The 19,885-nt window shown below is 50.9% G+C and carries 17 protein-coding genes and 1 tRNA gene; 6 read left to right on the top strand and 12 right to left on the bottom strand.

Annotated elements, in window-relative coordinates; genetic code table 11:
- Positions 1-37: 37 nt before the first annotated feature.
- Both fhuB and DP091_RS23570 read right to left on the bottom strand, forming a co-directional pair.
- A complete protein-coding gene (gene fhuB / locus DP091_RS23575) occupies positions 38-2,143 on the bottom strand; it encodes a Fe(3+)-hydroxamate ABC transporter permease FhuB (RefSeq protein WP_113060536.1) in 2,106 nt (701 codons plus the stop codon).
- On the bottom strand, positions 2,140-3,174 hold the full coding sequence (locus DP091_RS23570) for an ABC transporter substrate-binding protein (protein WP_113060535.1): 1,035 nt from the start codon (positions 3,172-3,174) through the stop codon (positions 2,140-2,142). The genes fhuB and DP091_RS23570 overlap by 4 nt, the downstream gene beginning before the upstream one ends.
- 315 nt (positions 3,175-3,489) lie before the next feature.
- On the opposite strand from DP091_RS23570, the gene DP091_RS23565 reads away from it, so the two are divergent.
- The 3 genes from DP091_RS23565 to DP091_RS23555 all read left to right on the top strand — a co-directional run bounded on the left by DP091_RS23565 (position 3,490) and on the right by DP091_RS23555 (position 5,378).
- Entirely contained in the window at positions 3,490-3,708 is a 219-nt protein-coding gene (locus tag DP091_RS23565; protein ID WP_113060534.1) for a helix-hairpin-helix domain-containing protein, read from the top strand.
- A gap of 116 nt (positions 3,709-3,824) precedes the next feature.
- Positions 3,825-4,136 (top strand): ArsR/SmtB family transcription factor, encoded by a 312-nt coding sequence (locus tag DP091_RS23560; RefSeq protein ID WP_009590170.1) that lies wholly within the window; start codon positions 3,825-3,827, stop codon positions 4,134-4,136.
- Between the two features lie 117 nt (positions 4,137-4,253).
- Positions 4,254-5,378 (top strand): NADH:flavin oxidoreductase, encoded by a 1,125-nt coding sequence (locus tag DP091_RS23555; RefSeq protein ID WP_113060533.1) that lies wholly within the window; start codon positions 4,254-4,256, stop codon positions 5,376-5,378.
- Between the two features lie 296 nt (positions 5,379-5,674).
- Here the strand turns inward: DP091_RS23555 and aroC are convergent, their stop codons facing one another.
- A complete protein-coding gene (gene aroC / locus DP091_RS23550; protein ID WP_113060532.1) occupies positions 5,675-6,733 on the bottom strand; it encodes a chorismate synthase in 1,059 nt (352 codons plus the stop codon).
- A 110-nt stretch (positions 6,734-6,843) separates the two neighbouring features.
- On the opposite strand from aroC, the gene DP091_RS23545 reads away from it, so the two are divergent.
- Positions 6,844-7,728: a LysR family transcriptional regulator gene (locus tag DP091_RS23545; protein WP_113060531.1), complete on the top strand. Its 885-nt coding sequence runs from the start codon at positions 6,844-6,846 to the stop codon at positions 7,726-7,728.
- 473 nt (positions 7,729-8,201) lie between these two features.
- Here DP091_RS23545 and eno read toward each other — a convergent pair whose 3' ends face one another.
- The 6 genes from eno to DP091_RS23515 form a co-directional block, all read right to left on the bottom strand.
- A complete protein-coding gene (gene eno, locus DP091_RS23540) occupies positions 8,202-9,491 on the bottom strand; it encodes a phosphopyruvate hydratase (RefSeq protein ID WP_113060530.1) in 1,290 nt (429 codons plus the stop codon).
- Between the two features lie 49 nt (positions 9,492-9,540).
- Positions 9,541-11,085 carry a 2,3-bisphosphoglycerate-independent phosphoglycerate mutase gene (gpmI, locus tag DP091_RS23535; RefSeq protein ID WP_071219500.1) on the bottom strand — a complete coding sequence of 515 codons (1,545 nt, stop codon included), beginning with the start codon at positions 11,083-11,085 and terminating at the stop codon, positions 9,541-9,543.
- Positions 11,086-11,838, bottom strand: coding sequence for a triose-phosphate isomerase (tpiA, locus tag DP091_RS23530; protein WP_113060529.1), 753 nt, complete (start codon positions 11,836-11,838; stop codon positions 11,086-11,088). It lies immediately after the preceding gene.
- Positions 11,839-11,915: 77 nt separating this feature from the next.
- Positions 11,916-13,097 (bottom strand): phosphoglycerate kinase, encoded by a 1,182-nt coding sequence (locus tag DP091_RS23525; protein WP_113060528.1) that lies wholly within the window; start codon positions 13,095-13,097, stop codon positions 11,916-11,918.
- A gap of 194 nt (positions 13,098-13,291) precedes the next feature.
- The gene (gap, locus tag DP091_RS23520; RefSeq protein ID WP_113060527.1) at positions 13,292-14,296 is read right to left on the bottom strand and encodes a type I glyceraldehyde-3-phosphate dehydrogenase; all 1,005 of its coding nucleotides are present in this window, start codon (positions 14,294-14,296) and stop codon (positions 13,292-13,294) included.
- Positions 14,297-14,396: 100 nt separating this feature from the next.
- Positions 14,397-15,440, bottom strand: a complete 1,044-nt coding sequence (locus DP091_RS23515; protein ID WP_113060526.1) for a sugar-binding transcriptional regulator — start codon at positions 15,438-15,440, stop codon at positions 14,397-14,399.
- A gap of 275 nt (positions 15,441-15,715) precedes the next feature.
- Here DP091_RS23515 and DP091_RS23510 point away from each other — a divergent pair.
- Positions 15,716-15,790, top strand: a tRNA-Arg gene (locus DP091_RS23510).
- A gap of 162 nt (positions 15,791-15,952) precedes the next feature.
- On the top strand, positions 15,953-16,549 hold the full coding sequence (gene clpP, locus DP091_RS23505) for an ATP-dependent Clp endopeptidase proteolytic subunit ClpP (RefSeq protein WP_006207581.1): 597 nt from the start codon (positions 15,953-15,955) through the stop codon (positions 16,547-16,549).
- Between the two features lie 530 nt (positions 16,550-17,079).
- Here clpP and DP091_RS23500 read toward each other — a convergent pair.
- From DP091_RS23500 to DP091_RS23490, 3 genes are all read right to left on the bottom strand, one after another.
- Entirely contained in the window at positions 17,080-18,153 is a 1,074-nt protein-coding gene (locus DP091_RS23500; RefSeq protein WP_113060525.1) for a PdaC/SigV domain-containing protein, read from the bottom strand.
- A 141-nt stretch (positions 18,154-18,294) separates the two neighbouring features.
- A complete protein-coding gene (locus DP091_RS23495; RefSeq protein WP_113060524.1) occupies positions 18,295-18,546 on the bottom strand; it encodes a hypothetical protein in 252 nt (83 codons plus the stop codon).
- A 230-nt stretch (positions 18,547-18,776) separates the two neighbouring features.
- Entirely contained in the window at positions 18,777-19,829 is a 1,053-nt protein-coding gene (locus DP091_RS23490; protein ID WP_113060523.1) for an ABC transporter substrate-binding protein, read from the bottom strand.
- Between the last annotated feature and the right edge of the window lie 56 nt (positions 19,830-19,885).

The raw sequence follows: 19,885 nt of genomic DNA, 5'->3' as shown, positions 1-19,885 counted from the left end.
TGGAATAGCCTTTTTGAATATTTAATCATCGCGACGGTTATTTCTTCTTCAGCTTATTGGTTTTTCCCATCAGATATAACAGATACGGCGCACCCAGAAGCGCGGTAACGATACCCGAAGGCAGTTCCTTCGGAATCATGACCACCCTCCCGATCCAGTCTGCCCCAGCCAGCAAAATTCCGCCGAGCAGCGCCGCGATGACCATCGATTGCCGATGGCGAGCCCCAACCAGCATTCTGGCGGCATGCGGCGCAAGCAGTCCGATAAAACCGACCGAGCCGACATTAGCTGCGGCGATCGAAGCCAACAGCACCGCAATGATGGCGACATACACCCGGGTATTCCGCACATGGAGACCGAGGCCGGTTGAGCTTTCTTCGCTGAACGTCAGCAGATCCACCTTCCTCCCGAGCCACGCAGCCAGAGGAAGCAAGATCAGAATAGCGGGAACAATCCGCTGCACCTCCGTCCAGCCCCGGTTATATGTGCTGCCCGCCATCCAGGATAATGCGGGGGCTACGTCGACCTTGGCATGAATGATCATCAGATTGATGATGGCGGAACCAAGCGCGGCAACGGCAATACCGACCAGCGTAAGAATCGTCGGATGAAGTCCTCTTTTCCAGGACACCGCATATACCAAAGCGGCAGCAGCCATCCCTCCAAGAACCGCGCCGACCGGGACCCAGCCTGCCGACAATTGCGGAAAACCGATCATCAGGAGCAGTGCGCCAGCACCGGCTCCGCTGGTCACCCCGATCACCTGGGGATCCCCCAGCGGATTGCGGACCGCATTCTGCAGAAGACTGCCGCTGACGGCCAGCGCCATGCCGGACAGCCCGGCAGTTAACAGCCTGGGCAGGCGGAACTCCAGCAGAATCTGGCGATACATCGACTCGCCGCCTCCCGTAAGCACGGCCAGCACTTCCGTGAAGGGAATGCGCAGACTGCCGCTCATCAGGCTGAATACCCATACGAGCACCAGCAGCACGCTGAACAGTGTTACCAAGGCCGGATAAGGTATCCGGCGCAGGCTCGTGCCCGCCATGATCGATCCGCCGGAAGACCCGCGCCCTCCGATCAACGAGCGGGATACCCGCATTGCAAGCCAGATAAGGCACGGGGCTCCGATCATGGCCGTAATGGCCCCGACCGGAAGCTCACCGTAGGCGTTTATGAACATCCTGGCCACCGTGTCGGCCCCGACAAGCAGAGCCGAGCCCCATAAGGCAGCCAGCGGAATTAACCCCGCATGCCGGACCACGCCGGACAGGCGGACCAGATGGGGAGCGGCCAGCCCGATAAAGCCGATCGGACCGACCACGCTCACGGTCACGCAGGCCAGCACAATGGCTGCCCCCATCGCAAGCAAGCGGGTGGTGCCGACTTTTTGGCCCAGGGAACGTGCCGACTCCTCATTGAGGGTCAGAATGTCCCACTGACGTACCGCCAAACACAGCAGGATCAGCCCGCCAATGATCCACGGCCATGAAAAAGCTACGCCATCCCAGTCATTCTGAATAAGCGAGCCGGAGCCCCACAGAAAAATCCCCTGCGTCGTTTGCTGGTTCAGAAGCACCAGCGCACTCGTAACGGAGGATAAAACCAGGGTGACAATCATACCGGATAATGCAATCCGCAGAGGAGAGCCCTGCGTTTTTCCCGCCAGCGCATAGACGGCGACGGCCGCCAGCGTCCCCCCTGCCACTGCCAGTGGAAGGGCATACTGATGCAGCAGTCCCGGCCAGAAGATCATCCCCGCCACGACGGCCAAATAAGCGCCGGCATTTACGCCAAGCGTCGTCTCCGAGGCCAGCGGGTTGCGCGTGACGGTCTGCATAAGCACGCCCGACACCGCCAAGGCGGCGCCAGCCAACAGGCCCATGACCGTACGCGGAAGGCGCACGCTGCGGATAAGATGGTGATCCGCAATATCCTGCGGAGACACCAGGGCCTGCACGACCGTATTGACGGATATATCGGCCAGCCCTTGCGTCAAGCTGATAAACGTGAGAAATAACAGAGCCACCAGGCCTCCAACCAGCATCCATAACGGCTTCCAGCCCCTACCTGAGGAAACGGGTGGGGCTGGATGGATGCTCACCGGCGCGGAGCCTTGTGCCAGTTTGTTGCCGAGACTCATTTTGTGAGCAGATCAGCTGTCTTCTGGGCCATGGTTTGGGCAGACAATGGGCCGCCGTATGGCCACATGTCACCGCCAAGTGCGTACACGCGGTCTTCTTTAACAAAGTTCAGACCTTTCCACACCGGATTGTCTTTCAATTGGTTCTCGATGATGTTATCGCTCTCCTGGATAATATGCAGGAAATTCGCATCCTGAAGGGCAGGCAATGCCTCTACGTCTGTGGTGGTAAAGCCATAAACCTCAAATTGATCGGGCTTATGGGCATTGGTCAGCCCGATGTGCTCCAGAATTTTGACGGCCAAGGAATTATCCGTCGAAATCCGGAACGTCACCGCATTCTGGTTACTGTATCCCATGGCGAGCGCAAACGGTTTTTCCGTCATGCCGGCTGCTTCAAGCTTGGCTTTGGCATCGGCATAAGTTTGATCCAGATTGCTAAGCACTTTTGCGGCTTCGTCTTTTTTGCCAAGCACGTCAGCAATCGTATTGAAGGTATTAACCATCTCTTCATATTGATCCCCTTGTCCCTCAGTCGGATAAGGATCAAACACCAAGGTAGGCGCGATGCTGTTGTACGTATCATAGCCGGCTTCAAGATTCGATTTCAAACCGATGATCAGGTCCGGCTTCAAGGAAGCGATCAGCTCCAGATTCGGCTCTTGACGGGTGCCGACATCGGTAACGTCCGCCCCAATCTCCACCGGGATGTTCACCCATTGGTTCATCCCTTCGATGTCTGCAATGCCCACAGGCTGAACACCAAGTGCCAGGACATCCTCCGCGTAAAGCCATTCCAGCGCGACAACACGCTTCGGAACGCCCGTAATTTTCGTCTCGCCTAGAGCGTGCTTGATGGTTCGGGTCTCCGGCGTGGCTTCGGTGTTATCCCCGCCCTGTGCGGCCCCTCGATCCGAATTCTTCGCTGCCGTCGAGCTGCCTCCTTCATTGGATGCCGCGTTCCCGCCGCAACCGGCTAAAGCCAAAGCAAATATCAATACGATAAACACGAGACCCTTCATACTGCGCATCGAGTTTCTCCCCCTCATACCCTCTATGTATTGTAGATATTGTTTATTAATAATAATTATTGAGAATAATTATCATTATCAACACTCAGCACAATGATAATTATTCTCATTAAGATTGTCAATAGAATTTATGAAGATTGTCTAAACGATCCATGAATCTGTCCTTCTTTCATGATAATAGGATTCGTTCTTTACAGAACATTAGAGGTATAACATAATCTTACTGAACTGATGATTCCTACAAATTTAGCCTCTACCATTCATTCCTGTACCTTGTGCCCATTGAACAAAACAATCGAAAAGAGAGGGATCTCCATGCCTGACAAAACCCCCACTCCGGCTGTAGAAAGCGACTTTCCCGTTAAGGCCGGCAAACCTGCACGCCAAGCCCTTATCGTTGCAGGCTATCATCAGCTTGCAGACCTCACCCAAGCATCCGAGAAAGAACTGCTGGCGCTTCACGGGGTAGGACCCAAAGCGGTCAGAATACTACGCGAAGCCCTCGCCGAGAAGGGCCTAGCCTTTAAAGAATAAATAAACACGATAGGTCTCCTGAAGCCATAAGGACCAGGGATCTACCGTGTTTATTTTTTTCCCGTTTTTTCAAATTCCATATTTACATTTCTATAAAAATAGATATAATAAAACACATGGATACCTTACAAACCATCAAAGCACTATCAAACGAGTCCCGGTTTAAAATCCTGGAGTGGCTGAAGCATCCGGAGGAACATTTTGATCCGCAGGATCACATGCCTTCCAAATGTGATTTTCATGGCGGTATCTGCGTGGGCTCCATTTCAGAAAAAACAGGACTCGCTCAGTCGGTCGTTTCTGGCTACCTGGTAAAATTGCAAAAGGCCGGTTTACTGGAATCCCATCGAGCGGGCCAGTGGACATATTACAGACGCAATGAGGAGGGCATTAAGCGTTTTATCGAACAACTCAAGGAAGAGCTTTAGGCTTAACAAGCAAATTCAAATTGAAGATTAAGCTTAAAAGCTCTTTCTTTTTATCATATATATCTATTTTTATGAAAATACAGAAAAGCATATTAAACATATTGGAGGATTCCATACATGAGCAATCAAAATCAAAGTGTCCGATCTACAGCATCCCTATTCGAGCCATATACCATCGGTAACCTTACTCTTCCATCCCGCGTGGTGATGGCCCCTATGACGCGCGGGTTCTCTCCGAACGGCGTTCCAGGCCCGGATGTGGCCGCTTACTACCGTCGGCGTGCGGAGAATGGCGTCGGATTGATCATTACCGAGGGAACACTGATAAATCACCCGGCTGCAACCGATAACCCCAATATACCTAACTTCCATGGTGAAGCCGCATTGAACGGCTGGGCCGAGGTGGTCCGTCAGGTCCACGAAGCCGGCGGTAAGATCATGCCGCAAATTTGGCACATCGGCATGACTAGACCAATAGGTGCCGAGCCAAATCCGGAGGCACTTCCGATCGGACCATCCGGACTTGACCTGGACGGCAACGTCGTCACGAAACCGATGACCAAAGATGAAATCGAGCAGGTCGTTCAAGCTTATGCCGATGCCGCCGCGAATGCCAAACGCCTTGGCTTTGACGGCGTAGAAATTCATGGTGCCCATGGATACCTGATCGACCAATTCCTCTGGGAGAGAACAAACCGGCGTACCGATGAATACGGAGGTGACATGCTGAAGCGTGCCCGCTTTGCGGTCGAAGTGGTCAAAGCCGTACGTGAAGCGGTGGGTCCAGACTTCCCAGTTGCCATCCGCCTATCCCAATGGAAGACGACCCAATATAAGGCCAAGCTGGCGGATACGCCTGAAAAGCTGGGTCAGTTGTTGACCGCGCTGTCTGACGCCGGGGTCGATATATTCCACTGCTCGACCCGTCGCTTCTGGGAGCCTGAATTCGAAGGTTCTGACCTGAACTTTGCTGGATGGGCCAAGAAACTGACAGGAAAAACAGTCATCACCGTCGGTTCCGTCGGTCTCGATGAAGTATTCACCAGCCTCTTCACCCAAGGTAAGGGTGCCGGCCAAAGAGACCTCGAAGAGCTGCTGAATCGTCTTGAGGAAAATGAATTTGACCTGGTTGCCGTCGGCCGTGCCCTGTTGGCTGATCCGCAATGGGCCGCTAAGGTTCGAGACGGACGTTTCGACGAGCTGGCCCCATTCACGCCGGAATCCTTGCAAACCCTGGTTTAATGCGATTTCAGCTCCCCAGCCCCCTTGGGACCTGAGAGCCGCATTAGATCTTTAAATAAATCAAAAACCGGAAGAAAGACGTCAGTCTCCTTCCGGTTTTTTTGCTGTATATGAACTTGCTTGCTCTTACCGCTCACCTGGACAGCCGGCCGCTAATGGCACACCCGCTTCCAGCTCCATTCAACGGATTGTTTCCCGAAGAATTGACGTGGCGAAGCATACTTCCAGAATTACCTGATGGCTGATATGAGGCACAGCTGCCACTCTCGGGTCGGCTTCATCCAGATTGTTCCCTGCTATTCGTCCTGCAAGGCGGCTTGACGCTTGTAATGATCCTCGATGACCATGCAAGCCATCGCTTCAATCACCGGTACGACGCGGGGACAGATGCATGGATCGTGCCTGCCGATCGTCGCAATCTCCCGTTCATTGCCGTCTATATCGACAGTCTGTTGAGGGGTAGAAATGGATGAAGTCGGCTTTACGACGACTCGGAACACGATATCCGCCCCGGTGCTGATACCACCGATGATTCCGCCGGCATGGTTCGTCCGGAACCCTCCCGCGTCCATCTGATCGTTGTGTTCGCTTCCCCGCATAGTGGCCGCTTGAAAGCCTGCCCCGAATTCAATGCCTTTAATCGCGCCGACGGACAACATAGCCTTCGCTAACTCAGCGTCAAGCTTGTCAAATACGGGTTCCCCCAGTCCCGCGGCAATGCCGCTAATTCGGCATTCGACAATCCCCCCGCAGCTGTCCCCCTCTTCGGCCAGTCGTTCTATCCTCTCAATCATGCGAACGGCTGCTTCCGGATCACACGCACGAACCGCATTCCGTTCGATAGCATCGGCGTCAAATTGCTCGCATCGGATACCTCCGATCTCGGTCGTATACGCCAGGATGGAGACACCCCGACGTTCCAGAAGCTTCCGCGCCACGGCTCCAGCAGCCACTCGCGCAGCCGTCTCCCTTCCCGAAGCTCTTCCGCTTCCTCGATAGTCGCGAATCTTGTATTTTTTTTCATATGTGAAATCCGCATGCCCGGGCCGGTAGGTCGATTTGATTGTATCGTAAGCCGACGGGCGCATGTCGGTGTTGTTAAGCATGATGCACAGTGGCGTCCCCGTCGTTCTCCCCTCGAAAAGTCCAGATAAAATGCGGATCTTATCGTATTCCTTGCGGGGAGTCGTAACAGAGGATTGCCCCGGCCTTCTGCGATCCATCTGAATCTGAATGTAAGCCTCGTCCAGCTCAACGCCCGGTGTGACACCTTCTAAAATGACGCCCACCGCTTCTCCGTGTGATTCCCCGAACGTAGTCATTTTTAACCGCTCTCCAAACGTACTTCCTGCCATGTTCATACCTCCCGTAAACATTTCGATTCCTTATCCTTCAGTTTAGAGGTATATTTGAAATAAATGAAATCGTAATAATCAACAGTTGCCATAGAGAGGATTGATAACAAATGATCGCCAACACGGAATGGTATCGAGTGTTCCTGCATGCTGCAGAGACTTCCAATCTCACGAAAGCTGCGCATAACCTCCATATGACACAGCCCTCTGTGAGTTATGCCATCAAGCAGTTGGAAGAAGCCCTCGGCGTGGGGCTGTTCGACCGGTTATCCAAGGGCGTCCGCTTAACAACAGAAGGAGAGGCCTTGTATCAGCATGTAAGGCAAGCATTCGACGAACTCGATTCAGCCGAGCGGCGATTGAAGAAGCTAAAGCAGTTTAGCGAAGGCAGGCTGAGGATTGGCGCGAACGGGGCTATCGTCAAGGACTTTCTCCTCTCCTTGCTCGACCGATTCCATGCTCGCTATCCCGACATCCGCATTCAGCTGTCACAGGAGCGAACAAGCAGCATCGTGGAGCGCTTAAAGAAAGGATCGTTGGATCTCGGCTTTGTTCACCTTCCCGTATCGGACGAGGAAATCCATATCATCGACTCCCGTACCTCGCCTTATTGCGCCGTGGTCGGAACGGCCTTCGCAGATTGGGCGCGCAGGCCTCTACGGACGGAAGAATTGACGGAGCTCCCCCTCTTGATGCTGTCCCCCGGCAGCTCGACGCGGTCCTTCATCGAAGGGTGGTTCCGATCGCAAGGGGTGGAAGTGGCAGCCGACTTCGAGTTGAACAGCCTGGACATGTTAGCAGAATTTGCCGAGCGCGGTTATGGAACAGCCTTCTTGCCACGGGCCTTTGTCTCGTCTCAGATCTCGGACGGTTCCTTGCTGGAGCTTCGAACAGACACTCCGTTACCGGATCGATATATTGGCGTCGCCGTTCGGAAGCAGCAGTCGCCCTCGCTGGCCGCAGGGGCATTTTTGGAGATGCTGCAGCAGAATTGATGATCTTCCCGTCGAAAGAAAATTAGCATCATCAACCTTATGAATACATGATCTTGTCTACAGCAATCCACCTTTATGATCCTTTTCGATGACCTCTTACTAAGCGGTTATTTCAAGACGAGACCGGAAATGCTAATGGACCCGCCTCCCATACACCCAAAAGCCCGGCTCATGTGACCTAACATGAGCTGGGATTTCTTTGCACTTCCATGAGTTGCCCACAATAGGCTGCACACCTTCTTCCTGCTTAGGTGCGTATATCGGGGTGGAGAAGCAACGCGTTCGCCTTAAAATTAGGAAGCTTCCTCGGCTTAATCCATTCCAGCTTCCCGATTTTAACAGCGACCGGAGCCGATGTACGCACCGCCCCACAACACGATAACAGAGTGTGCAGCCCTATGCCGCTTCCCCTCAAATTAATGCAAAAAAGCCCAGCTCCCTCAAAAGCAGGAGCCGGGCTTTCTCTTATTTCATTAATTGTGCTTCAAGTTGTAGAACGACTTCAAGCCGTTGTATTGAGCAAGCTCGCCCAATTGATCTTCGATGCGAAGCAATTGGTTGTATTTCGCAACACGGTCGGTACGGGAAGGAGCACCCGTTTTGATCTGACCCGCGTTGGTAGCTACTGCGATATCAGCGATGGTGCTGTCCTCGGACTCACCGGAACGGTGGGAGATAACAGCTGTATATCCTGCACGTTTTGCCATTTCGATCGCATCGAACGTTTCAGTCAAAGTACCGATTTGGTTTACTTTGATCAGGATGGAGTTACCGATGCCTTCGTTGATACCTTTTTCCAGACGCTCGGTGTTGGTAACGAACAGGTCGTCACCCACGAGTTGAATTTTGTTACCCAATTTCTCGGTGAGCAATTTCCAACCTTCCCAATCGTCCTCGGAGCATCCGTCTTCGATGGTTACGATTGGGTATTTGTCTACCCAAGAAGCGAGCAAGTCCACGAATTCTGCCGGCGTGAAGGATTTGCCTTCGCCTTCCAGAACATACTTGCCATCTTTGAAGAACTCGGTGGAAGCAACGTCCATACCCAGCAATACATCTTCACCTGGCTTGTAGCCGGCTTTTTCGATCGCTTCGATGATGGAAGACAGTGCATCTTCGTTAGACGTGAAGTTAGGAGCGAAGCCGCCTTCGTCGCCAACCGCTGTGTTCAGGCCTTTGCCCTTCAGAACGGATTTCAGGTTGTGGAAGATTTCAGCGCCCATGCGAAGCGCTTCTTTGAAGCTAGGTGCACCAACAGGCAATACCATGAACTCTTGAACGTCAACGTTGTTGTCCGCGTGAGCGCCGCCGTTAACGATGTTCATCATAGGTACTGGAAGTTGTTTTGCGTTGAATCCGCCAAGGTAAACATACAGCGGAAGATCCAATGCATCAGCAGCAGCGCGAGCTACAGCCATGGATACGGCCAGAATTGCGTTCGCACCCAATTTGCCTTTGTTCGGCGTACCGTCCAAAGCGATCATCAGTTTGTCGATGCCAAGCTGGTCCAGAGCGTCCATGCCAATCACTTCAGGCGCGATGATTTCGTTCACGTTCTCAACAGCTTTCAGAACGCCTTTGCCCAGGTAACGGGATTTATCGTCGTCGCGAAGCTCAACGGCTTCGTGAACGCCAGTGGAAGCACCGGATGGAACGATGGCGCGACCGATCGCACCGGATTCCAGGTATACTTCAACCTCTACGGTTGGATTCCCGCGGGAGTCAAGGACTTCGCGTGCATATACATCAGAAATAATAGTCATGTGTATAGTCTCCTTTGAAATGTTATGTTTATGTTCCATTATGAACTACTTATTTACGTGCTGCAATCATGGACGTTCCCGTCATTTCATCCGGCTTCGGCAGACCCATCAGGTCGAGAATCGTTGGCGCGATATCGGCAAGAATACCGCCTTCACGCAGCGTTACGTTCTCATCTGTTACGATGAACGGAACCGGGTTTGTGGTATGTGCGGTGAATGGACGTCCATTCTCGTCAAATACCATGTCCGCATTTCCGTGGTCAGCGGTGATCAGAACAACCCCGCCTTTTGCCAAAACAGCTTCAACAACCTTGCCAACACACTCATCCGTCGTCTCAACGGCTTTAATCGTCGGCTCCAGCATACCGGAATGGCCTACCATGTCCGGGTTGGCGAAGTTCAAGATGATCGCGTCATGCTTATCCGCTTCGATTTCTCTCACGCAAGCATCCGCCACTTCATAAGCGCTCATCTCCGGTTTCAGATCGTAGGTCGCCACTTTTGGCGAGTTAATCAGTACGCGCGTTTCACCAGGAAGCTCAACATCGCGTCCACCGCTGAAGAAGAATGTCACGTGCGGGTACTTTTCGGTTTCCGCAATCCGAAGCTGCTTCTTGTTGTGCTGAACCAGCACTTCGCCGAGCGTGTTGTCGAGATTCTTCGGTTTGTAGGCAACAAAGCCTTCCACCGTCTCGCTGAACAGCGTCAAGCATACAAAATGCAGGTTTTGCGGGAACTTCGGTCCCCGTTCAAAACCACGGAAATCATTATTCGTAAACACCTGGGACAGCTGAATCGCACGGTCAGGGCGGTAGTTCAGGAAGATAACGGAATCTCCGCTCTCCACCAGACTAACCGGCTCGCCTTCACCATTGACAATCACGGTCGGTTCTACGAATTCATCGTAAACCGATTTCTCGTAAGATTCGATGATGGCTTTCAGCGGATCCGTATATTTCGGTCCTTCGCCATACACCATGGCACGGTAAGCCTTCTCGACACGATCCCAACGCTTGTCGCGGTCCATCGCATAATAACGACCGGAAAGCGTAGCGATTTGGCCAACGCCTACTTCTTCAATCTTCGCAATCAGGTCCTTAACGAACTGCTTGCCGCTGTCTGGTGCCACGTCGCGTCCATCCATGAAGCCATGGATGTATACGTCATGGAAATCTTCCTTCTTGCAAAGATCCAGCATGGCAAACATATGCTCGATATGACTATGAACGCCACCGTCGGATACCAGCCCGTACAGATGCAGCTTCTTGTTGTTGTTCTTAGCAGCGCGAACGGCTTCCACCAGCGTTTCGTTCTCGAAGAATTCTCCTTCACGAATCGACTTCGTGATGCGGGTCAAGTCCTGATACACGATCCGGCCTGCGCCGATGTTCAAGTGACCCACTTCGGAGTTCCCCATTTGACCTTCCGGCAAGCCTACGGCTTCACCGCAAGCAGTCAACGTTGTGTTCGGGTATTGCTTCAGATACCGGTCGTAGTTAGGCTTGTTCGCTTGAGCGACCGCATTGCCCACCTCGGTGTTGCGAAGCCCGAAACCGTCCATGATGATCAGAGCTACGGGTTTTGGAGCAGACATTTACTTCGCCCCCTCAACGAGTGCGATGTAGGAAGCCGGTTGTAGACTTGCACCACCAACGAGCGCGCCGTCGATGTCGCTTTGTCCCATATACTCCGCTACATTTTCAGGCTTCACGCTGCCGCCGTATTGAATGCGTACTTGCTCTGCAACAGTTTCGCCGTACAGGCCTTTAACGAGTTCACGAATATAAGCAATGACTTCGTTCGCATCCTCTGCTGTAGAGGATTTGCCCGTTCCGATCGCCCAGATTGGCTCGTAAGCAATAACGACATGAACCGCTTGATCAGCAGGAACACCTGCGAACGCAGCTTCCGTTTGTACTTTACACACGTCTTTGGTTTGGCCGGCTTCCCGTTCTTCCAGCTTCTCGCCGACGCATACGATCGGAAGAAGACCATGGCGGAATGCCGCATGTACCTTCTTGTTCACGATCTCATCGGTTTCAGCAAAATACTGACGACGCTCGGAGTGTCCAATAATGACGTAGTCCACACCCAGATCCTTCAGCATCAAACCGCTGATTTCACCCGTAAAAGCGCCGTTATCTTCAAAATGAAGATTTTGTGCACCGATTTTAACATTCGTGCCCTTGACCGCTTCAACCAATGCAGGAAGGTTGGTAAATGGCGCGCAAATCACGCTTTCCACGCCTTCTACTTCCGCTTTGCCTTTCACATCTTCAATAAATGAAGTTGCTTCCGGAACGGTTTTGAACATTTTCCAGTTACCAGCTATGATAGGTGTTCTCACACGATTCACTCCTTTATTCCCCCGAAGAATCGGGGTCCAAACTTCATCCACTTGCTATCCAAATATAGTGCCTATTTCTATTTGTCGTTCAGTGCCACAACACCAGGAAGTGCTTTGCCTTCCATGAACTCAAGAGATGCACCGCCGCCTGTCGAGATGTGGTTCATCTTGTCGGCAAGGCCGAATTTCTCTGCAGCTGCAGCCGAGTCGCCGCCGCCGATAATCGTGTAAGCTTCCGTATCCGCACAAGCTTGTGCCACTTCACGAGTACCGTTGCTGAACGGAGCGATTTCGAATACGCCCATAGGACCGTTCCACACGACAAGCTTGGAGTTCTTGATCACTTCTGCATACTTGGCGCGAGTCTTAGGACCGATGTCAACGCCTTCCCAATCGGCAGGAATGCCGTCGATATCAACGACCTTGGTATTCGCGTCTGCGCTGAACTCGTCCGTAACGACGATATCTTCCGGCAGGTAGAAGTTTTTGCCCAGCTCTTTAGCTTTCTCGATGAAACCGAGAGCAACATCAAGCTTCTCTTTATCAAGCAGAGATTGGCCGATTTCATGGCCTTGAGCTTTGAAGAACGTGTAAGCAAGTCCACCGCCGATGATGACATTGTCAGCAAGCGTAAGCAGGTTGTCGATCACGTCGATTTTGTCCTTAACCTTCGATCCACCGATGATGGCGGTAAAAGGACGGTCCGGATTCGAAAGGGCTTTGCCGAGAACGGACAGCTCTTTCTCCATCAACAATCCCGATACAGCCGGAAGATGATGAGCGATACCTTCTGTCGAAGCGTGCGCACGGTGAGCAGCACCAAACGCGTCATTCACGAACAGGTCAGCCAGTTCGGCGAATTGCTTCGCAAGTTCCGGATCATTCTTCTCTTCACCAGCGTAAAAACGAACATTTTCAAGCACGAGCACATCGCCGTTTTGCAGTTTCTCGACTTGAGCTTTTACAGCTTCTCCTACCGCCTCATCTGCTTTGGCCACCGGTTTGCCGAGCAGCTCGGACAGACGCTGACTTGCCGGAGTCAGGCGCAAAGATTCAACGAACTCTCCTTTTGGACGACCCATGTGGCTGGCCAGGATGACTTTCGCTCCTTGCTCTACCAGATATTTAATGGTCGGCAAAGTCTCGCGAATACGAGTGTCGTCTGTAATTTTACCATCTTCGAGCGGTACATTGAAATCGACGCGGACAAACACCCGTTTGCCGCTTACTTCTACATCACGTACACTTTTCTTGTTCATCTCCACGTTCCTCCTAAGAAAACTATTCTCCTCACCGACAGCATGCAGTTGCTCTCGTTTCTCTCTCTATCGCTAACCAGCGCCCGGATCTTGTCTATTCTTCCCAGTGCTCTGGCATGAAAACAAGTAAAAACCATGAACCAAAGAGGAGACCCGTGGAACGGAACTCCTCTTCGATTGTATGGCTAGATCAATTACAGACCTTTGCTTGCGATGTAAGCAGCGAGGTCAACGACACGGTTGGAGTAGCCCCACTCGTTGTCATACCAAGAAACAACCTTCACCATGTTGTCGCCAACTACCATAGTGGAGAGCGAATCGATAGTGGAAGAAGCTGGGTCGCCATTGTAGTCGCTGGATACAAGCGGCTCTTCGGAGAAGTTCAAGATGCCTTTCAGCGGGCCTTCAGCAGCTGCTTTCAGAGCTCCGTTAACATCTTCAAGAGTTACGTTCTGGGACAGCTCAACTACGAGGTCCGTTACAGAAACGTTCTTCGTAGGTACACGCATTGCCATACCGTTCAATTTGCCTTTCAATTGTGGCAGAACGAGGCTAACCGCTTTAGCAGCACCCGTTGTGGATGGAATGATGTTTTCAGCAGCTGCACGAGCACGACGCAGATCTTTGTGCGGAAGATCAAGCACTTGCTGGTCATTCGTGTAGGAGTGAACCGTAGTCATCATACCCTTAACGATACCGAATTTCTCGTCAAGAACTTTAGCGAAAGGAGCCAAGCAGTTTGTTGTACAAGAAGCGTTGGAGATTACAGTATGGTTAGCCGCATCGTATTTGTCTTCGTTAACGCCCATAACGATGGTGATATCTTCGTCAGTTGCTGGAGCGGAGATGATAACTTTCTTAGCGCCGCCTTTCAAGTGAGCGGAAGCTTTATCTTTCGCTGTGAAAATACCAGTGGATTCTACAACGATTTCAACGCCGTACTCAGCCCAAGGCAATGCTTCAGGGTTACGCTCAGCGAATACTTTCACTTCACGGCCGTTTACAACGAGTGCGCCTTCTTTAGCTTCAACTGTTGCATTAAGTCTTCCGTGAGTTGTGTCATATTTCAAAAGGTGTGCCAGCGTGCTTACGTCCGTCAAATCGTTGATTGCCACGATTTCAACTTCGCTGTTGTTCAGCGCAGCACGGAACACGTTACGTCCAATACGTCCAAAACCGTTAATACCTACTTTAACCATGAGTAGTTCCCTCCATATTTGTAAAATTTATATATTCAAGATTGGCCGTTAAGCCAATCAAGACAACAATAAGGAAAAATCAGTGTGTATGCCCGTGGGTTCAAATCCCGGCGTCAATCTCCTTCTCGACTTCCAGTGCAGCGGCTTCATCGGTAACAAGGATATCCTCATGTCCGAATTTCAGCACCGCGTGAATCGCCTTGCCCTTGCCTTGACCCCCAGCAATGCCGATGATCGTCTCTGTCCGCATGATATCCTCAAGCCGCAGCCCGAGTGTAAGCATTTTGTGGACAACTTCACCATCTTCACTGAAGTAGTAGCCGAAGGATTCCGCGATCGCGCCATCTGCCTGCAAGTTCTGAATAGAGTTTTCATCCAGCTTACGTCTTCTTGCCATCTCCATGGCATCTCCGATGCCGTGAATAATGACTCGGCAGCGCCTGATCACATCGACGATCTCCTGGATATGCTGATCCTGCACCAACGACTGATAGGCATCTTCGCTTAGCAGATCCGGTACGTGAAGCAATCGGTACTCAGCCCCAACGCGCTTTGCCATCTTGGAAGCAATGGTGTTCGCTTGAATCTCCATGCTCTCCCCAAGACCGCCCCGCGCCGGTACAAACCAAGTGCTTGTCAGCGGTTCGCCGCCTGGCAAAGAGGACATCTGCTCGGCCACTTCGGCGAGCGTGGAGCCGCCGGTTACGGCAATCGTATCTCCATCCTGGACAAAGCTTAGCAGCGTTCTTGCTCCGGCCCGGCCAAGCTCACGTTTGACTTCCGGAGATGACTCGCTGTCACCGGGAATAATGACCACTTTACGAAGCCCGTAAGCCTGACGAATCTTCTCTTCCAGTTCAACCAGTCCGAATAACTCATTCATGACCGGCTCCAGCTCCTCCAGCAAGCATATCCCTGAGCTGCTGATGCGCATGCCAAGCGTTTCAATCTCGATCAGCCCCTGCGCTTTCAGAAGATCAGTCTCTGCTCTGAGAACACGCTCGGTCATCGAGAGTGATGAAGCCAATGTTCTTCGGCCAACAATTCCAGACAACTTGATCTGATGAAGGATGGTATACCTTCGTTTAAGAGTGTCCATCAGATCCGGCAGAAGCTGCTCTTGTATTTCTAATAGGTTACGCATGCATTCCACTCCTGCAAACTTCGTCTCGGCTCTCCTCTACCTGGTCGTAAAATGTCCCAGCTAAACTTTTTAAGTCCCACCTTTATTCTAACCAATAATTATGCCGGTTGCAAGTGTCCGAAAGTATATTTCTCTGCCCCGGGCATTCTTATACATTATGGCCAAGTACTGGCTCGTCTATATAATAGGAACAAAGTTTTGTCTGCTATTGTATTTTTTAAATAGATGCGGTATAATCAACTTCGTTGCTAATTTTCGATTGACGTTTTTCTTATGCGCCCGTGGTCCAATGGATATGACGTAGGCCTCCGGAGCCTGAGATCGAGGTTCGATTCCTCGCGGGCGCGCCATTATAACTTTTATTCTCTATACTGATTACCCTAGAGCGCCCATGACGGCTCTTTTTTTTACCCAATAGTTTGACTATCTTTGACTTTTTGATTTAAATTGTTTATCATGTGGGTAATACGGTAACAGTATTTATATGAGGTACTTAAGAGGAGGTTTTCCACGTGAGTTTTATACCTATGGTCGTTGAACAAAGCAACCGCGGCGAGCGGGCGTACGACATCTATTCCAGATTGCTGAAAGACCGCATTATCTTCCTCGGCTCCGACGTAAATGACGTGGTCGCCAATTCCATCATTGCCCAAATGCTGTTCTTGTCGGCTGAGGATCCTGAGAAGGATATTCATCTTTACATCAACAGTCCTGGCGGTTCCATTACCGCAGGTATGGCGATATTCGATACGATGCAGTTCATTAAGCCGGACGTTTCGACGATCTGTGTCGGCATGGCTGCTTCCATGGGCGCATTCCTGCTCAACGCAGGCGCTAAAGGCAAACGTTACGGTCTGCCTAACAGCGAGATTATGATTCACCAGCCGCTCGGCGGCGCACAAGGTCAAGCCACGGATATTGAGATCCGTGCTCGCCGCATCCTCAAAATGCGCGACAAGCTGAACCGCATCCTGTCCGATCGCACTGGCCAACCGCTGGAGCGCATTGAGAAGGATACCGATCGTGACTATTTCATGACGGCTGACGAAGCCAAAGAATACGGTCTGATTGATCAAGTATTAGAGAATACACCACCGCAAGGCTTATAAAAAATGAAGTAAAGGGCAGGCGCCGTTATCCGGTGCCTGCCCTTTCTTATCCTCTGGATCATTGAAAACTTCGAGTACTAAATAGTGAGAGCATCCCCTCCGGTCGCTGTTGAAATCGGGAAACTTGAATGAATGGATAGGGAGGTTTCCCGATTTCAAAGGCGAACGCGTTGCTCCTCCAAGGATACCCTCACTTCGGTACGTTTTTTCAATAAAACAAGGACATCCCCCTCCTAAAAGGCCCGCCTCTAACTTGTGGGGAGGGGAATAGAGGAAGGCCCGTGCAGGATTCCTTTGCACGGGCAATCGGATTGCGTAAGGCCTAATGAAACACGCAAGAAAGCCTCTCGATAAACACAAAAATCCCCTGACCGCAGGAAACGGGAGTACACGCTCCACGCTCACGTGATCAGGGGATTTTTCGTAACTCGTTCCAGTACAGTGTTACATCAGGACAACATCATGTTTCTAGACAAGCTAAGCATGAAAATAAATGATTGCAGTTTACACACACCGCTTAACGTATACTCTTACTTCCACTCTTTCAGCTTCAGTTCAAACTCCGGAAATCCATAAGCATACGCGGTGTACTCATAAAGCTGGAAGTACAGCACCGCAGCGTTATCTTTCACGTAGAAGTCCGCATCGGCAGGCACGCCCTCAAATCCGCCGAGGTAGCCCCCCTCTTTCTTCATCTTGCTCAGCACAAGGTTGTTCAGCTTCTGTTTGTTCTTGCCCTGCATGTTGATGAAATCGCCCAGCTTCATTTGTTTGCCATCCTTCAAGGAGAACGTGAAGCTTTTGCGGAAGGTCATGCCATGAGCGCCACCAGTGTAGGAATAATCGTATGCCGTGATGCTCAGGATATCATCCTGGTTGTAATGGACCACGAAGTCCCCACTGAATTCGTAAGGGAAGCTGGATTCCGATGGCGGGAATTCCTCAGCATTCCCTTCGGCACGGGTGATTACGCCGGACGCATTTTCTTTCAGCACTTGATTGATCTCGGCTTGGGCCTCCGCATTTGCGAGTCCACTGATTACAGGATAATTCACAACGGCATCCGCGCCCTGAATCTTTTTCTTCAGCGCAGCCGATTTGATCGTAATGTCGTTCTGTTTCTTCTGTGTCATGCTGAGTGTTTTCAAGGAAGGGTGCCATTGTCCCTGAACACCCATGTATTCGCTTATCGTTTTGAATGGGACATACAGACGGCCATTAATGATCTGTCCTCCAGGCTCGCCGGCATACGAACCGTTCACCAGAATACCGATTTCAGTTGAATCATATACGATGGCACTCAATTTGTTATAACCGTTGCCCAGTGTATACGTACGTTTTTTTGCATCATATTTAAGAGGCATTCCCAGGCCGTCCCGCAAAGCGGTTGCCGGCACATAAGTTACCCCGTGCAGCGCGAGACCTTTCTGTGACAGGGTCTTGCCATTCCATTTCAGTACGACTTCATTCTTCGACGATTTTTGGCTGGCGGAAACGGGTGCCTTAGCGGCGCTTGCATCGATGACCTGTCCGCTCAAACCCAAACCGCCAAGCAGGACGCTAGTTGCAATTAATGATGCACATACACGTAATTTAGGATTCATATCAGAATTCCACCTTTGTTAAATTAAGTTTCCGTTAGTTGTTAATCTATTACCCTTAATCATTATAAGGAAAGCTTTCAATGTATTGGTAACAAAGTCAATGACAATTTTGATTCCAGGCCTCAGGACCCATACGTTTATCTAATCTTTCTGCATGAATGCTTTTACGCTTAGAAATACACCGAACAAGAGAGCGCATGTACCCATAAACAGCAAGACTTCGCTTCCCTGGACTGCATAACTTAATAGAATTAATCCGATACCGACAAGCGCACTGTGAATACTCAATAACAGCAGATGCAGCGTGCTTTTCCTGAAGATGCTCAGAAACAACGCCGCCGCTGCGCCGGCAACGATTCCTGCAATAACGAGTAAGCCCATTACATCGCTCAAGCCGCTTTCTCCTTTTCCTGATTAAACGCGTAGATACCTGGTTTAAGTTATTTGCGTCCTCCTTTATATATAACAACGAAACAGGCCCCGAAGTTGTGGTGTAATTCGTATAAATCGGCTATTCTCCCCATTCCGGGACTAAGGACCTATTTTTTACCAGTAAAAAAAGAGCCTGCCCACAATGGGACAGACTCTTTTTATTACAAATATATGAAAACGCAAGGCTATAATTAACGCCCGCTCTTCAGTTCGGTCCATAAACGATCATAAATCGAGAGCGAGTCACCGACATTATCTAGCCATTCGGTACGGCCCAGTTCTTCATCTGTCAGGTTGATCATCGTATTGGCACGGTATTCCTCGCTATGGAATTCCATCGCTTTGGTGTTCGGATTGCTGTATCCGATAAATTCATAGTTTTTGGCGCTGACCTCGGGCTCCATCATGAAATTGATGAATTTCTCGGCCAGCTCCTTATTCTTGGCACCCTTAGGAATCGCATAGTTATCAGAGAAGATGGTTGCCCCCTCTTCTGGCACGACATAAGCCACATCCGGATTCTCCGCTGCAATAAAGGCCGCGTCTCCGGACCAGACCGTTGCAATCCAGCCTTCTTCTTGGATCATCTTCTGCTTGATGTTATCCGTATCAAACGCTAGCACATTCGGCAGCAGGGTCTTCAGCTCATCCACAGCTGCGGTGATTTCCGCTTCATCTATGCTGCTGTTGGACTTTCCTTGCTTCTTCAGCGCCATGCCGATCATTTCACGGTTATCGTCCAGAAGCAGGACTTTACCTTTGTATTCCGGGTTCCAGAGATCTTCCCAGCTGTTGATCTCATCCTTCACATACTTCTTGTTATATGCAATTCCCGTTACACCGGACGTGTAGACAATCGAATATTTATTGCCCGGGTCATAAGAAGGATCCTTGAAAGTATCCGTTAGATTGGCGAAGTTCGGGATATTATTCATGTCAAGCGGCTCAAGCAGCTCCGATTCAATCATCGTTTTGACCATATAATCGGATGGCTGAATGAGGTCATACCCACTGCCGCCGGCCTTGATTTTAGCCAGCAGGTCTTCATTGTTTGCATAATTGTCGTAGGTTACCTTTACGTCGAACTTCTCTTCGAAGTCCTTCAGCACCTCGGGATCAAAGTTATCCGCCCAACTGTAAATGTGAAGCGTCTCTTTATCCGAGCCGCAACCGGCCAAGAGTCCTACAGACAATACCGCAACCATGCCTGCCGTCAGCAGGCGGGTCCATCTTGATTTTTTCAATTCAATATCTCCTCTCTTTCCACTTCCATGTTTTATTTCGAAAAAAGCAGTACCTA

The organism is Paenibacillus sp. MDMC362 (assembly GCF_003269305.1).
Lineage (GTDB): Bacteria > Bacillota > Bacilli > Paenibacillales > Paenibacillaceae > Paenibacillus_AQ.
This window is presented reverse-complemented; position numbering and strand designations above follow the sequence as displayed.

Bases quoted from the DNA above. Each gene is read 5' to 3' on its own strand.
- fhuB (WP_113060536.1), bottom strand. From the start codon at position 2,143: ATGAGTCTCGGCAACAAACTGGCACAAGGCTCCGCGCCGGTGAGCATC.
- DP091_RS23570 (WP_113060535.1), bottom strand. From the start codon at position 3,174: ATGCGCAGTATGAAGGGTCTCGTGTTTATCGTATTGATATTTGCTTTG.
- DP091_RS23565 (WP_113060534.1), top strand. From the start codon at position 3,490: ATGCCTGACAAAACCCCCACTCCGGCTGTAGAAAGCGACTTTCCCGTT.
- DP091_RS23560 (WP_009590170.1), top strand. From the start codon at position 3,825: ATGGATACCTTACAAACCATCAAAGCACTATCAAACGAGTCCCGGTTT.
- DP091_RS23555 (WP_113060533.1), top strand. From the start codon at position 4,254: ATGAGCAATCAAAATCAAAGTGTCCGATCTACAGCATCCCTATTCGAG.
- aroC (WP_113060532.1), bottom strand. From the start codon at position 6,733: ATGGCAGGAAGTACGTTTGGAGAGCGGTTAAAAATGACTACGTTCGGG.
- DP091_RS23545 (WP_113060531.1), top strand. From the start codon at position 6,844: ATGATCGCCAACACGGAATGGTATCGAGTGTTCCTGCATGCTGCAGAG.
- eno (WP_113060530.1), bottom strand. From the start codon at position 9,491: ATGACTATTATTTCTGATGTATATGCACGCGAAGTCCTTGACTCCCGC.
- gpmI (WP_071219500.1), bottom strand. From the start codon at position 11,085: ATGTCTGCTCCAAAACCCGTAGCTCTGATCATCATGGACGGTTTCGGG.
- DP091_RS23525 (WP_113060528.1), bottom strand. From the start codon at position 13,097: ATGAACAAGAAAAGTGTACGTGATGTAGAAGTAAGCGGCAAACGGGTG.
- gap (WP_113060527.1), bottom strand. From the start codon at position 14,296: ATGGTTAAAGTAGGTATTAACGGTTTTGGACGTATTGGACGTAACGTG.
- DP091_RS23515 (WP_113060526.1), bottom strand. From the start codon at position 15,440: ATGCGTAACCTATTAGAAATACAAGAGCAGCTTCTGCCGGATCTGATG.
- DP091_RS23500 (WP_113060525.1), bottom strand. From the start codon at position 18,153: ATGAATCCTAAATTACGTGTATGTGCATCATTAATTGCAACTAGCGTC.